The following is a 16,778-nucleotide window of genomic DNA, read 5'->3' as shown; positions in this document are numbered from 1 at the left end:
CTCTTCTGCCCGCGCGGCCGGACGTTAGTGTGTTCATGACTGCGAACCGGTAGGGGGTGGGTTATGGCGAATCGAGGGACGGAATACGATCCGCGCATGTCTTCAGACCACTCCGCGGTGTACGAAGCCCTCTATGTCTGGACGCCGATCCAAATCCTGAGCGGTGCGTGGAAAAGGCGACTTGTCGCGCTCCGCGTCGATGAGCGAGGAGTGACCCTGGGCGGTGCTCCTGCGAAGTACGAGCGTCACAAGGCGTTCGTGCCCTGGTCGGAAATCGAGTCGGTCGTTCTGTGGAGCCACAAGGTCGTAGGCGCTGATCCCATGCGATATGTGGGTGTTCGCTGCAAGCCGGGCACATCGGTTCTTCCTGGACCCAACGCGCGGTTGAGCCGCGAGCAGACCACGAAGCTGGCGCCACACGTTTCCCATGAGCTGTTCCTGGCGAGCAGGGCCATCGCGGTGTGGACGCTGGACCCGCATCGACTCGCGGAGGCGGTGGGCGCGTTCGCCCCCGGCGTCCCCGTGGAGACGCTGCCGGACATCCCGTAGGAACAGGGAAACCCCGCTGCCCGCAGCGGGTCGATGCAGGTCAACTCAGTAAGCGCTGAACGGGAGGGGCACGTACCGATGCGAGTGCGGGCGACCGTAGTCCAGGAAGGAGCGGCGCCACAGGAAGTGATGCTCAGCGTCGACGACGGCACCACCGCCGCCGAAGTGGCCGCGGCCCTCGACCGGCTCCGGGGGCGCCGGGAGGGCTTCCCGGTCTTCACCGTCCCCGAAGTCGTACCGATCACGGGCCGCACCCCCGCGCCTCCGGCGGCCGCCGCGGCCGGCACCGGGCTCTGGGTGGACGGCAGGTACTGCGCCCCCGAAGCGCCGGTCATCGGCGAGCTGCGGGACGGCGCGCGCCTCACCACCGACGAGGCCATCGGTCCCTTCATGGTCAGGGGCGAGCCCGTCGGCCGCTACGAGGTCACCGTCAGCGGCGGCGCGGGCGCCGGCCGTGTGGCCCGGCTCGCCGCGGGCGTCGGCACCATCGGGTCGCTTCCCACCGCCACTCTCCCGGTGCAGGACCCGTATCTGGCGCCCGTGGCCGCGAAGGTGACCGTCGACGTCCAGGGCCGGGTGACGGTCGTCCCGGGCGACGGCGCCCTGCTGACCATGGACGATCAGCCGGTGTCCGGCCCGCAGGCGTGGCAGCCGGGCATGCTCCTGAAGTCCGGCGAGTCGCTGTTCAGCCTCTCCGAGGTAGGGCCGCCCGACGCGCACCTCTCACCCGCGGGCGAGGGCGGCCTCGCCTACAACCGTCCGCCCCGGCTGACCTCCCCTCGGCCGAACCCGCGGCTGATCGTCCCCGCGCCGCCGGTCAAGGACGAAGCGCAGCGGTTCCAGCTCATCGCGGCCATCCTGCCGCTGTTCTTCGGCGTCGGCATGTACTTCGTCACGAAGACGATCTACATGCTGCTCTTCTGCCTCCTGTCGCCCCTCATGATGTTCGGCCAGTGGCTCAGCGACCGGCGCCACGGGAAGAAGAAGTACCGGGCCGCCATGAAGGAGTACAAGGAGGCGAAGGCCAAGCACGAGGAGGAGGTCGAGCGGCTCGGCGAACTCGACCAGCGCCGTCGGCGGGAGGCCTATCCGGACCCCGGCCAGCTGCTCCTGTTCGCCACCGGGCCGCGGCGCCGCCTGTGGGAACGGCGCATCACCGACCCCGACGCGATGCACCTCAGGGTGGGGTTCAGCGACCTCCCCGCAGAGATCGAACTGGTCAACCACCGCACGGCCTCCGCCGACGCGGAAGAGCCGCAGCCTCCCGTGGTGACGAACGTGCCCCTCACCCTGCCCTTCGCCGAACTCGGCGTGGTCGGCATAGCCGGCGACCGCCCGCGCGCGGTGTCCACCACACGGTGGATGGCCGCGCAGGCAGCGGTCCTGCACAGCCCCCGTGACCTCTCCCTGGTGGTGCTGTCCTCGGCGCAGGACGCGGCGGAGCAGTGGAGCTGGGCGCAGTGGCTTCCGCACACCAGCCCCCAGTTGGGGCAGAACTGCATCGCCCTGGTGGGCACCGACGCCGAAACCATCTCGCGCCGGGTCACCGAACTGCTCACCGAGCTCACCCGTCGTCAGGAAGCCGCGAAGGAGCACGGCGGCCTGAACGTGCTCCGCCCCGATGCCCAGGTGTTGCTCGTCCTCGACGGTGCCCGGCTGCTGCGCCGGGTGCCCGGCGTGCCCCAGCTCCTGCAGGAGGGCCCGGCCGTCGGCATCTTCGCGCTGTGCGTGGACGAGGACGAGCGGCTGCTTCCGGAGGAGTGCCGCACCGCCGTGTGCTGGACACCGGAGTCCCCGACCCGCGTCCACTTGCGCGGGTACGGCTACGAGGCGGCGGGGGAGGTCCTGGCGGACCAGGTCTCGGTGGAGTGGTGCGAACGGGCCGCCCGCGCGATGGCGCCGGTGCGTGACGTGAGCCGGGACGATGCCGACAGCGCGTTGCCCACGGCCGCACGGCTGTTGAGCCTCCTGGAGATGCCGAACCCGACCGGCGCGGACATCGCCGCCATCTGGCAGCGGGGCGGGGCGACGACGGCGGTTCCGATCGGCCTCGCCGCGGACGGCCCGTTCGTCCTGGACATCCGGCGGGACGGCCCCCATGCCCTGATCGCGGGCACCACGGGTGCCGGTAAGTCGGAGCTGCTGCAGACGATCATCGCCGCGCTCGCCGTCGGCAATACTCCGGACGCTCTCAACTACGTCCTCATCGACTACAAGGGCGGCAGCGCCTTTCAGGACTGCGCGCGACTGCCCCACACCGTCGGCATGGTGAGCGACCTCGACGCGCACCTCACGGAGCGCGCGCTCGCTTCGCTCGCCGCGGAGCTGAGGCGCCGCGAGGAGATTCTGTTCGAAGCCGAGACCAAGGACATCGAGGACTACAACGACGCCCGCAGGCTGCGGCCCCAGCTGGAGCCCATGCCGCGCCTCGTCATCATCATCGACGAGTTCGCCTCGCTGGTCGCGGAGTTGCCCGACTTCATCGCGGGCCTGGTCGACATCGCCCGGCGAGGCCGCTCCCTCGGGGTGCACCTCATGCTCGCCACCCAGCGTCCGGCGGGCGTCGTCAGTGCCGACATCCGGGCCAACACGAACCTTCGGATCGCACTCCGGGTCACCAACGGCGAGGAGTCACGGGACGTCATCGACGCCCCCGACTCGGGCAGCATCTCCAAGGCGACGCCGGGCCGTTGCTACGTCCGGTCCGGCGCGCAGTCCCTCGTCGGCGTCCAGTCCGCACGCATCGGTGGCCGCAGGCCCGGCCTCGACATGGCCCCCCAGGTCTCGGTGAACCCCCTGAGCTGGGTGGCGTACGGGCATCCGCCGCCGCGCATGGCCCAGGACGACGGCGACGACGGCACGATGGTCACCGACCTGGCCGTGCTCGTGGACGCGATCGGCGCGGGGGCACGGCAGCTCGGCTGCGCCACGCCGCGGAGCCCGTGGCTGCCGCCGATCCCCACCCAGATCCTGGCCCACGAGGTACCCGCCCCGCCTCGGCCCGCGGGTGGCGACCCGGTGGCGCCCGTGGCGTTCGGCCTCACGGACCTGCCCGCCGAGCAGGCCCGCGCGGCGCTCGCCCTCGATCTTGCGGACGGCGAGCACTTGATGATCGCGGGGGGTCCACGGTCCGGCCGGTCGACGACGCTGCGGACCATCGCGGGGACGCTCGCGCAGCACTGCGACCCGAGCGACGTCCACATCTACGGCATCGACTGCGGCGCCAACGCCCTGCTTCCACTGGCGAACCTGCCGCATTGCGGGGCGGTGGTGACGCGTGACCAGACGTCCCGCGTGGATCGCCTGCTCGGCCGGTTGCTCAACGAGATCGCGCGGCGGCAGCTGCTGCTCGCGGAGAAGGGGCAGTCGAGCGCCGCGGAACAGCGGGCCGACGCCGAACCCGGGGAACGGCTGCCGTGGATGGTCGTCCTGATCGACGGCTGGGACGCGTTCCGGGTGGCCTTCGAGAACTACGACTACGGCCGTCTCGTCGAATCCGCGAAGAGGCTGTTCCGCGAGGGCGCCGCCGTCGGCGTCAAGGTCGTCCTCGGCACGGACCGCAGCGGACTCATGGGGGAGATCTCCAGCTCCTTCGCCGAGCGGCTCGTGCTGCGGCTCGCCGACTCGGCGGACTACTCGTACGCCGGCATCTCGGCGAAGGACATCCCCAAGGACGTACCTCCGGGCCGCGCGCTCAAGGCCACGGACGACGGGGTGCAGGAGAGCCAGATCGCTCTCCTCGCCGAGAACCCGAACGGCCAGGCGCAGGTGGCCGCCCTGCAGGAGATCGCGCGCGCGGCGGCGGAGCGTTCCGCCAGGCCGAACCCGTCCCAGCGGCCGATCCGTGTCGACGTGCTGCCCGCGAGGATCAAGGCGTCCGAAGCGATGGCGCTGCAGCCCGACTTCACCGCGCCGTCGGCGCTGTGGACGCTCTTCGCCGTCGGCGGGGACGAACTGCAGCCGCTCGGCATGGACTTGGAGGAGGCAGGACCCGGCTTCGTCATCTCGGGGCCGCCGAAGTCGGGCCGCTCCAGCACCCTGATCACGGCTGCCACGTCCCTGCTGCGGCGAGGCACGGAGGTCGTCCTGATCACGCCGCGGCGCTCGCCGCTGCGGGACCTCGCCGCGATGCCCGGGGTCCTCGGCGCGCTGGACGGGGAGAGCTCGTCGGACGACCTGGAGGCGCTGACGAGCAGCGCGCGAGGTCCGTACGCGATCGTCGTCGACGACGCGGAGTTGATCTACGACACCCCGCTGGACGAGGCCCTCGAGGAGGCACTCCGGCGCGGCATGGACGGCGGTCTCGGGCTCATCGCGGCGGGTGCCGTGGACACGCTGTCCTCGCAGTACCGGGGGTTCGTCGTGCAGGCGCGCAGGTCACGCAACGGGCTGCTGCTGTCGCCGCAGGGGTCGGCGGACGGCGAGATGTTCAACATCCGCCTGTCGTCGAACAGCGCCGCGGGCGGGCCGACCGGCCGCGGGCTGTTCGTCCAGGGCGGGGAGGCCGTGCCGGCGCAGGCGGTGTTGCCGGACTGATGAGTGTGCCTGCCCCGTGCGTACATGCAGGGCAGGCAGACATACGCGGAGGGGCCGGGCAGCGTGTGTGCTGCCCGGCCCCTCCGCGTATGTGCGAAGCGAAATGACGACCTGGGTCGGAACCCTGGCCCGACCCGGTCCGCCCGGCCTTCGACTAGTCGTTGATCCGGTCGTTCGCGTCGGCGGCGTCGTTCGTTTCCTTGCGCGCGTTCTCCAGCGACGTCAGGAAGTTCGTCAGCTGCGGCTTCAGCTTGTCCCATTCATCCCGGAATCGGTTGGCGCGCGGGCCCTTCCAGAACTCCTCGCTGTTCGCCGTACCCGTCGAAATGGCACGAATCAGATCGTCGAGGTTGCCGTGCTGAGTCTTGAAGGTGGTGGAAAGAGTCCGCAGCCGAGTTGTATCGGCGCCTTTGAGCGACATGGCTTGCCTCCCCGTGTGTGGAAAACAGAGCGAACCGTTCGTCCGCCTGTACGCGGGGCCGATGCTATCGCAATGCGGTGGCCGCGTCATGGGCGAGTTGACTCCTTGCTGCAGGCGTTCGCGGTTCCGTATTCTCAAGCAAAGAAGTGTGGGAAATCTGACGGATGGCCGCGACTTGACAAGGCGCTGGAGGGGCAGTGGGGGCCGACGGTAAGGGCAAAGGCAAGGGTGCGGATGAAGAGCCGCAGGTTGTTAACCCCTACAGGACCCGCCTGGAGACATTGAAGACCAATCTCGTAGATGAGGTCAAAGAGCTCAAAAAGTGCCTGAAGGCGGCGACTCAGGACGTAGGCGGGGACGGTAAGACAGGTAAGTCCTGGGTCGGCAAGACGGCCAACAAATGGCATGACGAGATCCAGGGCAACCGCAGCCGCATGATCCGGGAGATCGACAAGCTCATCCCGGCGGTGCAGAGCCGGATCGACGAGCTTCCGGCGAAGGTCTCTGCTTCGAGGGCGCGGATGATGAACAAGGAAATGCAGTACATGTAGTGCATTTCAGTGAGCCGAGCAACACTCAGGCCCAAACGGGGAGAGTTTGATGGGAAACGGCGGCGATGGGTTCTCTGGGATCGATCCGGAGAAACTGTCCAAGACGATCAGCTCGCTCAACAAGGACCAGGAGAAGATCAAGTCCAGCGTATCGCAGATCAAATCGAGCTTCGAACAGTACGGCGTCGGCACCGCGCCGTTGACCGAGCTGATGGCCATCGCCGGTTGGGTCGAAAAGGAAATCCCCATGCTCAGGCGCCGACACCACCTTTCCATCGCCGAGGATGAGAAGTACGGACACGGCTACAAGGGAATGGTACAGATCAAGGAGAGCATGGTCGGCGCGACGAAGAAGTCGCAGGCCGACGGCAAGAAGCTGGGCGAGAAGTTCAAGGAGAAGCTGGAGAACGGGGACGAGATCACGCCGGAGATGTTCGCGGATTTGCGCGCCAACAAGGCAGACGCGGACTATATCAAGTCGTTCTACGGCGAAGTCGGTTCGAAGAACCTGCTGCTGATGTCCAACGAAATGGGTGACCGCTTCAACGATCAGTACAAGGAGCACCCCGAGCAACGGGAGAAGGACCGCCAGATCATCGCGGAAACCTTCGGCACCTTCACGAAGGTCGCCTTCGAGGGGAAGTCGCCGAAGGCGAAGCAGGCAGCGTGGAACAAGTGGTTCGACGACTCGGCGCCGGCGGACGACTTCGGATTCCGGCCGGACTTCCTGACTCCCCTCCTCAAGGGCGGCTCGCACGACAAGGACTTCCTGGTCGCATTTGGGGACCGTGTGTTCCAGAAGGACAAGCAGGGAGAGGGGGACGAGCTTCGCTTCTTTGGGAAAGGAGGTGGACTGGGGGAAGGCGAATGGGGGAAGGACGGCTACCAGCAGCTCTTTGCGGCCATCTCGCGCAACAATGAGGCATCCGGTGAAGTCGTCGACCATAATTACGACTTCGTGCAGAAATCCTTCTATCAAACCGGCCCTTGGCAGGTGGATGAACCGAAGGAGCGCGGAAAAGCCTTCTTCGATATGGTCAACGCCGGGACAGTGTCACTGAAGAAGGAAAACCCGACCCTCGCCCAAAAGAACACGGCTCGTATTCTCTTCGACAATTACCATCACAGGAATGGTAAAGACACCAAGGGAATGCATCCGATCGCTGGCACCCAGGCTCTCTATGCGAGCATCATTGCAGCTTACTGGGACGACATGAAGCACGGGGTCACGTCGCCCGTGGGCAATGCGCTCTGGGGAGGCGATGTCAAGGCGAAGGGTGAGGAGAAATTCGAGGGAACCACTAAATGGAACCTCAACGAATATCTGAGTGGTCAGGACAGGAACCGCCCTGGGCTTGAAGCGACCGAGAAGTTCTGGCGTGCTCTCGTGGTGGAAGCGGCACGAGACCCCGAGGCTGCTGGCACGATCAGTGCGCTGTTCCAGGTCGAGAACGGCAGGATGAGCGCGCACGAGCATGCGACGCGCGAGAGCAACGAAGACGCAGGCTCGTATGAAGCCATGGAGCGAGGCATGATGCAGCAGTTCTATTCGGCATCATTCAAGGAGACAACCACAGAGCTTGAAGGAGATATTGACAAGTGGGTATCGGAAACCAATGGATTTCGCGGGAAAATTATTGATACCGCCAGTGAGGTGGCTCTGGGCGCAACAGGAGGAGCGGGTGTCGCCGGCGCCAAGGGGGCGGCTGTCGGAGTCGCATGGGGCCTCGGCTCAGGAACCGCGACGCGCTGGCTCAATGAAATGGTGAAAGTCGATGAGAATGATGCCCCTGAAGGTCTCAAAAACGCATTCAAGGGAGTTAAGGCGAACACGGCTGACTTTTCTTGGCAAAGCGACTATCAGCTGAACGCCAACAACGCCTGGGAATATCGCAATGTGAAAGAAGTTACCGTCTCCACTTATCGTGTCAAGGATGGGGTGACGGAGACGAAGCGGTATACGGGTGACCCGAAAGAATATGCAAAGGGTGACGGTAATTTCCTTGGCGAGGACGGCAGCATCAAGAAGACCGGTGACATGACGCGCGCTGAGCGCACGGCCTACGACAAGTGGCTACGGGACCCCGCCGTTGTGGCTGCGGCATGGCCAGAATTCTCGAAGGGGCGGAACGCTCGGGACTACCCCGGACAGGATCAGTAGGACATTGACGTGGGCCGTTGTCCCGAGAGTTAATATTCGACTAAAGCGCCGGGATGGGGAGCAATGAGAAATGGCCGGGATAAGGCCGTCGCAGCCATGTTGATTTCTGTGCTGCTGCTGGCTGCGGTGGCATGTGGTGACGAAAAGGGATCCGCATCGTCGAAGCCGCTGAGTCGAGCCCAGCTCTCACGCGCTGTATTGACGCAGGGGGACATGCCGGGTTACAAGATCAGCAAAAAATCTGGTTCTGGCAACAGGGATTTGGTGCGTGCTGACAAGAAGTCATGTCAGCCGATTGTCAATGCGATGGATCCCGAAGCATTGGCCTATGAGAATAGGTTTGCTGCGAGCCACATCATCAAGAATACCGAAGGTTCCCGGGCTCCTACGGCTGAGTATATTCTCACAATTTCTAGCGTTGAGTCGGCTTCAGTGGCCAAGCGGACCGTGAAGGATCTGAAGAAGGCGATTTCTGCCTGTAATTCTGGTTTTAAGACTGGGTCTTCGGGATTGGCATCGAAGGTCAGCAGTGTGACTGCTGGAGAGGTAAGTCTCGGCGACGAGGGAGTCGAATTCTCGGTCGAGTATCAGTCGAGTCTGAAGCGCCGCTATGCAGTGACGCAGAAGGGGGCGTCTCTGACCACCATCGTGGCTCAGCACGCTTCTTGGCGCAGGCTCGTCCCTGTGCCGCAGAAGATTGTCGACGCACAGCGTCAGAAGTTGGCGGAGACGGTCAAGTGACTTGAGTGCACGATCACTTCGCCGCGCGTCACTTCACTGGACGGATACGCAGCTTCGCAAGGAAGGCCCGGACGTCCTTGGCCGTTTCATCAGGTTTCGGGCGCGGGCCAGAGGTGATCACAGGCTGCGCAGTCACAGTGGCCGCGTCGTTGCCCCAAACACAGCGTGAACTGGTCGTGTTTGCGACGCCGTACTCCACGCATCGAAGCGTGCCGCCGATGGAGCCAGGGCTGTAGCTTCGCACCTTGCCCGAATCGACAGATGTATTGAGGAGTGCGGACACAACGTCGTCGTCTTCGCCTGGATCGGAGACGTCGACGGGCGGGTCGAGTTCCAGTGTGACCATATAGGATTTGCTGCTGCCCGGGCGTACGTAAGTTGCGTGTGCGGTTTCTTTGGCCGGGTCGAGGTTGTCGCCACCGTGCGTCGCCGACCACAGAGATTTGTCGCCCTTGCCTGCGAGCCGATAGTCACCGAAGCCGGTCGGCATCTCGGCTGTGTGCTTGACGGGTGCTTTCTCTTCATTCCTCGTTGAGAGCCAGACCCCGATCGAGGCTCCGGCCACCAGGACAACGGCAGTGGCTCCACCGATCATCTTGCGGCGTCTGCGAAGCCAGGCTGCCCGCTCCCTGGTGGCTGCCCAGTCGATGGGCTGGTCCAGTTGCCGCGCATTGGGTCCTGCTGGCTCGCCTACGTAGGGCGTTTCATCTGAAGGGGTCCCGGCGTTTGGCATGTGGTCTTCCTTGGGATCCTCAATGGTGGCTGGGTGGGGTATCCAACAGCCGCGGGGTCGCGAGTGCCAGGGCGCACTCTGGGCCTTCCTGCCAGCATGTCTGCTGCGGACGAGTTCGCGTGTGAGCGCGTAGCCGTACTGCAGGAGTGGAAGTTCGCAGGAGAGGATGCTTTCCAGTCTGCGAAGTGACACGAGCGTCCAGAGATCGCGGCGACCTCGGTCCAGCTCAGTGGCCGGTCAGCGGTTGACGGACTGGACTTCCTCGACCGTGACGTCCTGGACGGCCTCGATCGTGCCGTCGGGCATCGCGGTCGGCCCCGAGTGTCCGGTGCCCGTCCAGCTGATCTCCCAGGTGAGGGAGGCTTTCAGGGGGAATGTGTCGCCGTTGGACGAGCGGCGGTAGAGGATGCCGCAGGGCGGGGTCTGCTTCGACTTGCCCTTGGCGTAGGGCTCGCCGATCTTGCCGTCGACGATGGGGCATTCGCCGCCTGCGGGGATGGTGGTGGCGTCCTTGGTGCCCGGGTCGAGGGTGAGGGACTTGGGCGTGGCGGTCGTCGTCGCCTGGAGGTGGAAGCCGGGGACGTCGATGGCGGCGGTCGCCTTGACCTCGTCGAACGTGGCGCGGTCGAGCCAGGCCCACGTCGGCAGGTTCACCTTGGTCGTGCCGTCGGGGGCGAGCGTGACCTTGGTGTCGGGGAGTTTCATGTGCTGGTAGGCGAGCGCCGCGAGGATCTCCGGAGTGATGGCCTCTTCGTACTGGGGTGGCGGGGCCTCGCCGTTGTCGACCCAGAACGGGAGGTCGCTGCACGAGGTCCGCTTGAGGTAGTCCGGCTCGTCCGGGTTCTCGACGCCGGCCCAGAACATGCCCTCGCCGTCCTTCTTGACGTTGTAGTCCTTGTAGCCGGGGGTGTCGGCCCACCCGTAGCCGTCCTCGTAGTGCCGCTGCGTCTCGGCCAATGCGGCTCCGGCGTGGCCGCCCATGCCCGGCGCGCCCATCTGCTCCTTGAGGCTCGCGGTCATCTTCTTCTTGAATTCCTTGGCGCCGTACGCGGGGGCGTACCAGCAGGGTGGGGGGTCCCAGTTGACGTCGGCGGAGGTGACGTTTCCGCTGCCGCCGCCCTTGGCTACGGCGCCGGAGTAGTGGACTTTCGCGGCGGCGAAGATGCCGGTTTCGTCGCCGCCGCCTTCTTGCTCCTGGGCGGCGCCCTTGTCCGAACCGACTGGCTTGCCCGCGTGAGCGGATTCTGTGAGGACGAGTGCGCTGAGGGCGAGTGTCAGGCCCGTGGTGCAGAGGACACTCCACCGTGTTCTGCTCATTGGCACTTCGCCGCCTTCGTCTCCACGAACACCTTGGATGCCTGCCACAGGTCCTTGCCGGTGGGGACCTTGACCATCGCGATCTTGTAATAGTCGAAGTCCTTGATGCTGTTCTTGGTCTTCAGGACCTTCCCGGTCTTGATCTCCTTGCCGTAGAACTTGCTGGAGTCCGCGCAGAAGGCGACCTCTACGGCGTTGCCGTTCGTGGTGGACCGTGTGGTGGCTTCGTAGTGCCGCAGGGTGCCGGTGGCGGTCCAGCCGCCGTCGATCCACTCTTTGATCTGTGTCTCCGCGTAGTGGAGTCCGTCGCCCGTGGCGTAGGCGGGTACCGCTGCGTCCTTGGCCGTCCGCTTGTCGACGCCCCGGTAGATCGCGCGGAAAAAGTTCGCGGCGTCGGCCATCGCGGCCGCCTCGTTCTTGTCGCCCGGCTTGTCCCAGTCGAAGACCAAGTTCATGTCCTTGGGCAGGGATACGTCTACGCCGTCAGGCTTGTCCCCTGCGGGCGCGCCTGACGGCTCGGCCGACTTCTTCGGCTTCTCCGCTCCCTGATCGGCACCGGCGATCTTGTCGTCCTTGGAGTCACCGTCGTCCCCGCCGCCGCACCCCGTCAGAAGCAGGGCTGCGGTCGCGGCGAGCGCGGCGGTGACGGGCATCGTGCGGCGGTTCACGGTCGGCTCCCGGTGGGGCGAGGCTGTCTCGAACGGGCTGACGTTATCTGTGCGGGAGTTGCTTCCGCCAGGGTTGTTAGCGGGACAAGCTGCTGCATCCTGGAGGACTGTCACCGTGTCGTGACGCGAAGAACAGCGCTCTGGGAAACCCCGGCTTCCTGGGGGCTTCCGGGGTCATGGTGCTCTGCACGCATGTTTGCCAGCGCTATGAGGCGTGGCGCCGCACCACCCGAAGCCCCACGGCGTCCTGCTGCTCCACATCACTGTCGGCGGCGAGGTGGATGGGGACGAACACCACCGTCCAGTAGAAGCCGAAGAGCCAGCGGCCGATGAGGCGGAGGAAGGGGGGACGGCGGAGGGAGGCGGGAGCGTCGCTGTCCGGAACGCGGACCACGCGCAAGCCCGTCAGTAGTTTGCCCACGCTCGCCCGGGCGGCCAGCGTGAGCAGGACGTGGTTGACGAAGGACACCGCCAAGAGCGCGCCGACCGCCGCCCCCCACACGCTCGGAGAAGACGGGCGCAGCTCGACCACACCATCGACCACCTTGACTCCCGCCGCGGCGCCGGCGGTGAGCCCGCACACCAGGGCGAGCAGCGCGTCGAGCACGGCGGCGGTGATTCTGCGAGCCGAAGAAGGAGGGGCCGGAAGGGAAGGCGCCCTGCCGCGCGAGGCGCCTGACCGCTGAGTCACCATGACGTCAGCCACCGCTCCCTGTCTTCTCCTTCTTCTTGTCCGCTTCTTCCTTCTCCACGCGCTTCAGCGCCCTGTCGATCGCGGCCCGGGCATTGGCCACAGCATCCTTGATCTGCTTCTTGTGCGTGCCCCATTCGCCCCGGAAGCGTTCGCTGTTCGGACCCTTCCAGGTGTCCGTGCCGCTGAGGGTCTGGACGTTGTCCACCGAACGCTCCAGCTCGTCCGCGTACTGCTTGAGCTTGCGGACGTCTTCGCGGCAGTCGCTCTCTCGTGACATGTCGCCTCCCTGTCAGCTCGGGCTGATCAGCTGAGTGATCATCTTCTTCAAGGTGTTCTTGCCGACGGCGCGGGCCGTGATGCCGGATGCCGCCTGCGGCTTCTCGACGTAGACCGTCCACACCGCCTTGTCGGTCGCGTACGTCGTCAGGAGCGGGCCGGGCGCGTCGGCCAGGACGACGGTCTGACCCACGACCATGGCCGAGTTGATGGCTTCGCTGAGCGGGCGGCCCACGTTCTCGGTGCTGATCTGCTCCGGCGTGAGCTGCTCGCTGCGGCCGTCCTTGTCGGCGACGTCGAAGGGGTCGACGAAGAGCTGCACCATCTCGGCCGCGTCGCCGGCGGAGGCGGCGAGCGTGAACATGTGGAGGCCGCCGGAGGTGACGCGCTCCACCATGTACAGATCCTCGGCGTGCACGTACACCAGCGCATGGGCGACGCCGCTGGAGGTGTGCTGCTCGACGGCAAGCGCCCGGGAGGCGGTTCGCCGGAGAGCCAGAGCCAGGCTCACCTCGGGGGTGATGCGCATGTCGATGTCGACGCCAGAAGGCTCGGACGTGCTGTCGTCGCCGTCCTCACCCGTGCCGGAGCGGAGGAGGGCATCGAGCTCGTCGATGTTGGCGACCTCCACGACCTCGCGCGAGACGAGGGAACGCAGGGCGGTGGCGTACACCCACTCCCGCTCCTGGCCGGAGAGTTCGGTGAGCCGGGGGGTCGGAGCGACGCAGTCGGCCAGCGAGTCGGGATCGAGGACGGCGATCTCTTCGTCGGTGAGCCTGAGGAGCGGCTGTGAGCCGCCCTCCGCGAGCGCTTCGCCCAGGATCGCCCGGAATTCCTGGAGGTCCATGTCCATTTCACGGCTTTGCATGATTTGCGTCCGATGCTCGCTTACCAGAACTTATACTTTTTGACGGCGTTGGGTACTAGATTGGTGACTGCGCTCTTGGCCCCGTTGACGATCTCGGCGCCCTTGTCCTTGATTTTTCCGCCCCATTCCTTCGTGGCGTTCCAGGCTTGTTTCGCGCCGGATCTGATGTCGTCGCCCCACTTGTCCCAGGCCCAGCTGCCCAGGAAGTAGGCGCCGGCGACTCCCAGCGCGACCCAGCCCACCACGGGAACGGCCGCGGCGACGGCCGCGGACGCTCCCAGGGCCGTCGCCGCGGAAGCGCCGCCCAGCACGGCGACGGCACCACCCGCCTGGACAAAGCCCATGCCGCGGTCGACCCACCCCTGGGCGCCCTTGTGAGTCGGCAGGAACATCTCCTTGACACCGCTGACGATGTTCAGCGGCAGCAGGACACGCTTCGCGAGGAACCCCATGCCGGGCGCGTTGCCGAAGAGCTTGGAGGCGAAGGGGATCTTCAGTCGCATGGCCGTGCGCCGCACGGCCTGCTGCCACTTCCAGGGCTCCTTGTACCAGTTGCGGATCTTCTGGTCCTTCAGGAGCTCCTTGAGGAGTTCGCCCCGCTTGCTCTTGAGGCGGTCCGCGGCCACGCCGAAGTACTTGTTCAGCTCGTAGACGGCTCGGGCGCCGGCCACGTTCTGGCCCTGGGCCCATCGCTGATAGAGGTGGATCGACGCCTCGATGGCCGTGGGGATCGTGAGGACCTTGAGCGGCGTCTTGATGTCCTTGAGGGTGCCTTCTTTGAATTCCCGCCAGGTCTCCAGCGCGCCGGCGAGGCTGGCGAAGGTCAGGACCGCCTCGGGATCGTCCTTGGAGATGCCGAGACGGCGCCGGATGTCCTTGGCCTCGTCCTCCGCCCACTTCGCCTTCTTGGGGAAGTCGGAGACTCCCTCGGCCTTGGCTTCCCACTTCGCGAGAATGCCGCTGATGAGGCCGCCCTGGATGGTGAGCGTTCCGTTCAGGACGTCGACGGCCGCGGCGAGTTTGGGAGCCTGGACGTCGTCCATTCCCTTGAAGCCCACTGTGTTACTCCTCGATGGCTCTCTGGTGTGCGCTCGTGTGCCCTGCGTCAGTGCGGATGGTGCTGTTTGTGCGTCTTCTCCGTGTGCGTATGGATGTCAGGCACGTACGAGCGCTCCATGGCCTGGCCGAGTGAGTGACCTGTGCATGGATACCCCCGTAATCCGTTGCATTTGTTCATTCTTCCCTCTGCCCGGTCGCGAGCACTGTCGCGGTGGGGATGAGGGTGCTGCGAGCCATAAGACGGTACTCAAGGGGTCAGCGGTTTCGCCAGAGCGATCTCTGTGAGCTCTCAGGCAAAGCGAGTCGATTGTCCGGGCAAATGGGGCAAGTTGGGTAGGTGTATGCGAGGTGGGTCTATTCAGTAGGGTCGGCGGACGACAGGAGCAGGCCGCCTCAGCGTGACGTCTCGCAAGGGGTGGGGGCGGTGCTGGAGCACTCAGGCCGACGGGAGACATCAAGGTGTTCCTGTGCTGAACCGGACGGGCGTGAGAGTGGCGGATTTCCAGTTCGAGTTGGAGTGGTACCGGGGCAAGAAGCTGCCCGGCCACGCCGCGAAGGTGCACGGGCTGACCGGGACGGTGGGTTCCTTCGGGGACGTCACCGTGGAGGTCGAGTGGCGCAAGCCCGGCCTCAAGGGCGGCCACCGGCAGTACGAGACGCGGCTGTACGGGGAGCGGATGCCCGACGTGGTGTTCCGGACAGTGGGCCCCGCCAAGCCGTGCCTGCGGAACGCGCGGTTCGACGTGGCGGGTGAGCGCGTACCGCTCGACTTCAACGCGAAGGCGCTCCGGAACAAGGCGCGGGCGCTGCGGATGACGTGCCAGGGGCGGCCGTACGAGTACGTGGTGGCGGGCTTCGAGCGCGGGGCGACGCTGAGCCGTCCCGGCGTGGAGATCACCATGACCCGCGGCAAGAACCCGCGGGGCAAGGGACACGTCAGCTTCGGCGCGGTGACGGGCGAGGCGGACACGCTGGACCTGGCCCTGGCGATCGTCTTCGAGCACATCGAGACGCGTGAACTCACGGCGTCGGAGCGGGTGTCGGGGCTGATCGGCAGGGTTCTCGACCCGATCCCCGGGGAGTCCAGCTACTAGCCGGTGCCCTGGTCAGGGCTCCGGCCGGCAGTTGGACCCGCGGGCGTCACCCCGGCGGCCTCAGCACAACGGCACCCCGTCGAACTGCGCCGCCAGCCCCCGCTTCGTCTTGAACTTCTGGCCCGGCTTGAGGGTGTTGCAGCCGGAGTCGGGGGCGAAGGACCAGCGGACCTTGACCCGCTTCGTCGACGAGCACTTGTTCGTGACGTACGCGGTCTGCGAGATGATCCCCTTGTCGACCTTGACCTTGACGCACGAGGGGGCGGCGGCGCGGGCCTGGGCCGGGGCGGCGTGGGCCGTGCCGGTCATGGCGAGCACGGCGAGGCTCGTGGCCCCGACGGCTATGGACCGCTTTGCGAGCGAAAGCGTGCGCAACTCGATGTCTCCCATCGGTGGACGGGTCCCGCCCGCCGCCCGCCCCTTCCGGGGAAGGGCCGTCCACGGCAGCGCGCCGGACTTGGCCAGCCAGACTCTACTGACTGGATTTCATCGTCCCTGACGCCCCCCGCGACCGACCCGGGCGATCGCTCGGCCCATCAGCCGGGCAGCAGTCGGCCGAGCAGTCGCGGACTAGTACTGCTGGGGCGGAGCGACCGGGTGCAGGGGTGCGGACAAGGCATGCAGGAATGCCGCGCGGTCGCGGGTGGCGACGGTCAGGAATTCCCCGCGCCGGGTGGCGATGACCACGGTGTCCATGCCCATCGGTACCCCCCAGGCACCGCCCACGAGCCGGGGGTTGGCGTGGCTGCCCCGGGCGTCGGGGGAGAGGACGTCGGGCGTGTTCAGGGAGGTGGCGTAGCGCTGCGGTGCGCTGGGGAGCCGGCCCTGGGCGGCGGCGCGGACCGACGCGGGGTCGATGTCCGTCAGCGGCAGCCGCTCGCGGCCGACGCGCAGTGTGGTCGCGTCGATCTCGATGCGGTGATAGATCCGCTTCGATATCGGTACGGCGAGGCACGGCAGCAGCAACAGGAGAAAGAGTCCGGAAACGCCGAGCCAGACCCCGAAGTCCTCGGGAAGGGTTTCGACCCCCATATAGCCAATTCCGGCCAGATAGATACCGATGCACACACCGGACCAGATCTTGGGTGATTTCTCGACGTACGTCATGTT

General features: G+C 66.2%; 16 protein-coding genes. 6 read left to right on the top strand and 10 right to left on the bottom strand.

The features are described 5' to 3' along the window. Positions 1–96: 96 nt before the first annotated feature. Both QUY26_RS16115 and QUY26_RS16110 read left to right on the top strand, forming a co-directional pair. Positions 97–549 carry a hypothetical protein gene (locus tag QUY26_RS16115; RefSeq protein ID WP_289947207.1) on the top strand — a complete coding sequence of 151 codons (453 nt, stop codon included), beginning with the start codon at positions 97–99 and terminating at the stop codon, positions 547–549. Positions 550–627: 78 nt separating this feature from the next. Continuing rightward, positions 628–5,085 carry an FtsK/SpoIIIE domain-containing protein gene (locus tag QUY26_RS16110; RefSeq protein WP_289947206.1) on the top strand — a complete coding sequence of 1,486 codons (4,458 nt, stop codon included), beginning with the start codon at positions 628–630 and terminating at the stop codon, positions 5,083–5,085. A gap of 154 nt (positions 5,086–5,239) precedes the next feature. Here the strand turns inward: QUY26_RS16110 and QUY26_RS16105 are convergent, their stop codons facing one another. Next, complete coding sequence (locus QUY26_RS16105; protein ID WP_087885380.1) at positions 5,240–5,506, bottom strand: WXG100 family type VII secretion target; 267 nt, start codon at positions 5,504–5,506, stop codon at positions 5,240–5,242. Positions 5,507–5,703: 197 nt separating this feature from the next. Here QUY26_RS16105 and QUY26_RS16100 point away from each other — a divergent pair, with 197 nt between their 5' ends. The 3 genes from QUY26_RS16100 to QUY26_RS16090 all read left to right on the top strand — a co-directional run bounded on the left by QUY26_RS16100 (position 5,704) and on the right by QUY26_RS16090 (position 8,959). Further along, positions 5,704–6,057, top strand: coding sequence for a hypothetical protein (locus QUY26_RS16100; RefSeq protein WP_289947205.1), 354 nt, complete (start codon positions 5,704–5,706; stop codon positions 6,055–6,057). A 49-nt stretch (positions 6,058–6,106) separates the two neighbouring features. Beyond that, positions 6,107–8,218, top strand: a complete 2,112-nt coding sequence (locus tag QUY26_RS16095; RefSeq protein WP_289947204.1) for a hypothetical protein — start codon at positions 6,107–6,109, stop codon at positions 8,216–8,218. A 108-nt stretch (positions 8,219–8,326) separates the two neighbouring features. Next, the gene (locus tag QUY26_RS16090; RefSeq protein ID WP_289947202.1) at positions 8,327–8,959 is read left to right on the top strand and encodes a hypothetical protein; all 633 of its coding nucleotides are present in this window, start codon (positions 8,327–8,329) and stop codon (positions 8,957–8,959) included. A 28-nt stretch (positions 8,960–8,987) separates the two neighbouring features. Here QUY26_RS16090 and QUY26_RS16085 read toward each other — a convergent pair whose 3' ends face one another. From QUY26_RS16085 to QUY26_RS16055, 7 genes are all read right to left on the bottom strand, one after another. After that, positions 8,988–9,692, bottom strand: a complete 705-nt coding sequence (locus tag QUY26_RS16085; RefSeq protein WP_289947200.1) for a hypothetical protein — start codon at positions 9,690–9,692, stop codon at positions 8,988–8,990. Positions 9,693–9,929: 237 nt separating this feature from the next. Further along, entirely contained in the window at positions 9,930–11,009 is a 1,080-nt protein-coding gene (locus QUY26_RS16080) for a hypothetical protein (RefSeq protein WP_289947199.1), read from the bottom strand. Continuing rightward, positions 11,006–11,677 carry a hypothetical protein gene (locus tag QUY26_RS16075; protein WP_289947197.1) on the bottom strand — a complete coding sequence of 224 codons (672 nt, stop codon included), beginning with the start codon at positions 11,675–11,677 and terminating at the stop codon, positions 11,006–11,008. Before QUY26_RS16075 ends, QUY26_RS16080 begins: the two co-directional genes overlap by 4 nt. A 205-nt stretch (positions 11,678–11,882) precedes the next feature. Then, entirely contained in the window at positions 11,883–12,371 is a 489-nt protein-coding gene (locus tag QUY26_RS16070) for an RDD family protein (protein ID WP_289947195.1), read from the bottom strand. A gap of 4 nt (positions 12,372–12,375) precedes the next feature. Continuing rightward, positions 12,376–12,648 (bottom strand): hypothetical protein, encoded by a 273-nt coding sequence (locus QUY26_RS16065; protein ID WP_289947194.1) that lies wholly within the window; start codon positions 12,646–12,648, stop codon positions 12,376–12,378. A gap of 12 nt (positions 12,649–12,660) precedes the next feature. Then, positions 12,661–13,515 carry a hypothetical protein gene (locus QUY26_RS16060; RefSeq protein WP_289947193.1) on the bottom strand — a complete coding sequence of 285 codons (855 nt, stop codon included), beginning with the start codon at positions 13,513–13,515 and terminating at the stop codon, positions 12,661–12,663. A gap of 20 nt (positions 13,516–13,535) precedes the next feature. Beyond that, entirely contained in the window at positions 13,536–14,573 is a 1,038-nt protein-coding gene (locus QUY26_RS16055; RefSeq protein WP_289947192.1) for a hypothetical protein, read from the bottom strand. Between the two features lie 486 nt (positions 14,574–15,059). Between QUY26_RS16055 and QUY26_RS16050 the strand changes: the two genes are divergently transcribed. Then, positions 15,060–15,668, top strand: a complete 609-nt coding sequence (locus QUY26_RS16050) for a hypothetical protein (protein ID WP_289947190.1) — start codon at positions 15,060–15,062, stop codon at positions 15,666–15,668. A gap of 60 nt (positions 15,669–15,728) precedes the next feature. Here QUY26_RS16050 and QUY26_RS16045 read toward each other — a convergent pair whose 3' ends face one another. Next, the gene (locus QUY26_RS16045) at positions 15,729–16,058 is read right to left on the bottom strand and encodes a hypothetical protein (protein ID WP_289947185.1); all 330 of its coding nucleotides are present in this window, start codon (positions 16,056–16,058) and stop codon (positions 15,729–15,731) included. 180 nt (positions 16,059–16,238) lie between these two features. Beyond that, the gene (locus QUY26_RS16040; protein ID WP_289947183.1) at positions 16,239–16,775 is read right to left on the bottom strand and encodes a hypothetical protein; all 537 of its coding nucleotides are present in this window, start codon (positions 16,773–16,775) and stop codon (positions 16,239–16,241) included. Positions 16,776–16,778 lie beyond the last annotated feature (3 nt).

It is taken from the genome of Streptomyces flavofungini, assembly GCF_030388665.1.
GTDB lineage: Bacteria > Actinomycetota > Actinomycetes > Streptomycetales > Streptomycetaceae > Streptomyces > Streptomyces flavofungini_A.
The sequence above is the reverse complement of the archived record's forward strand: the minus strand, read 5'-3'. Positions and strand labels throughout refer to the sequence as shown.

What these genes read in the sequence shown, in the direction of transcription:
- QUY26_RS16045 (WP_289947185.1), bottom strand. Translation starts at nt 16,058, where the DNA reads ATGGGAGACATCGAGTTGCGCACGCTTTCGCTCGCAAAGCGGTCCATA.
- QUY26_RS16040 (WP_289947183.1), bottom strand. Translation starts at nt 16,775, where the DNA reads ATGACGTACGTCGAGAAATCACCCAAGATCTGGTCCGGTGTGTGCATC.
- QUY26_RS16095 (WP_289947204.1), top strand. Translation starts at nt 6,107, where the DNA reads ATGGGAAACGGCGGCGATGGGTTCTCTGGGATCGATCCGGAGAAACTG.
- QUY26_RS16115 (WP_289947207.1), top strand. Translation starts at nt 97, where the DNA reads ATGTCTTCAGACCACTCCGCGGTGTACGAAGCCCTCTATGTCTGGACG.
- QUY26_RS16060 (WP_289947193.1), bottom strand. Translation starts at nt 13,515, where the DNA reads ATGCAAAGCCGTGAAATGGACATGGACCTCCAGGAATTCCGGGCGATC.
- QUY26_RS16105 (WP_087885380.1), bottom strand. Translation starts at nt 5,506, where the DNA reads ATGTCGCTCAAAGGCGCCGATACAACTCGGCTGCGGACTCTTTCCACC.
- QUY26_RS16085 (WP_289947200.1), bottom strand. Translation starts at nt 9,692, where the DNA reads ATGCCAAACGCCGGGACCCCTTCAGATGAAACGCCCTACGTAGGCGAG.
- QUY26_RS16080 (WP_289947199.1), bottom strand. Translation starts at nt 11,009, where the DNA reads ATGAGCAGAACACGGTGGAGTGTCCTCTGCACCACGGGCCTGACACTC.
- QUY26_RS16070 (WP_289947195.1), bottom strand. Translation starts at nt 12,371, where the DNA reads ATGGTGACTCAGCGGTCAGGCGCCTCGCGCGGCAGGGCGCCTTCCCTT.
- QUY26_RS16065 (WP_289947194.1), bottom strand. Translation starts at nt 12,648, where the DNA reads ATGTCACGAGAGAGCGACTGCCGCGAAGACGTCCGCAAGCTCAAGCAG.
- QUY26_RS16110 (WP_289947206.1), top strand. Translation starts at nt 628, where the DNA reads ATGCGAGTGCGGGCGACCGTAGTCCAGGAAGGAGCGGCGCCACAGGAA.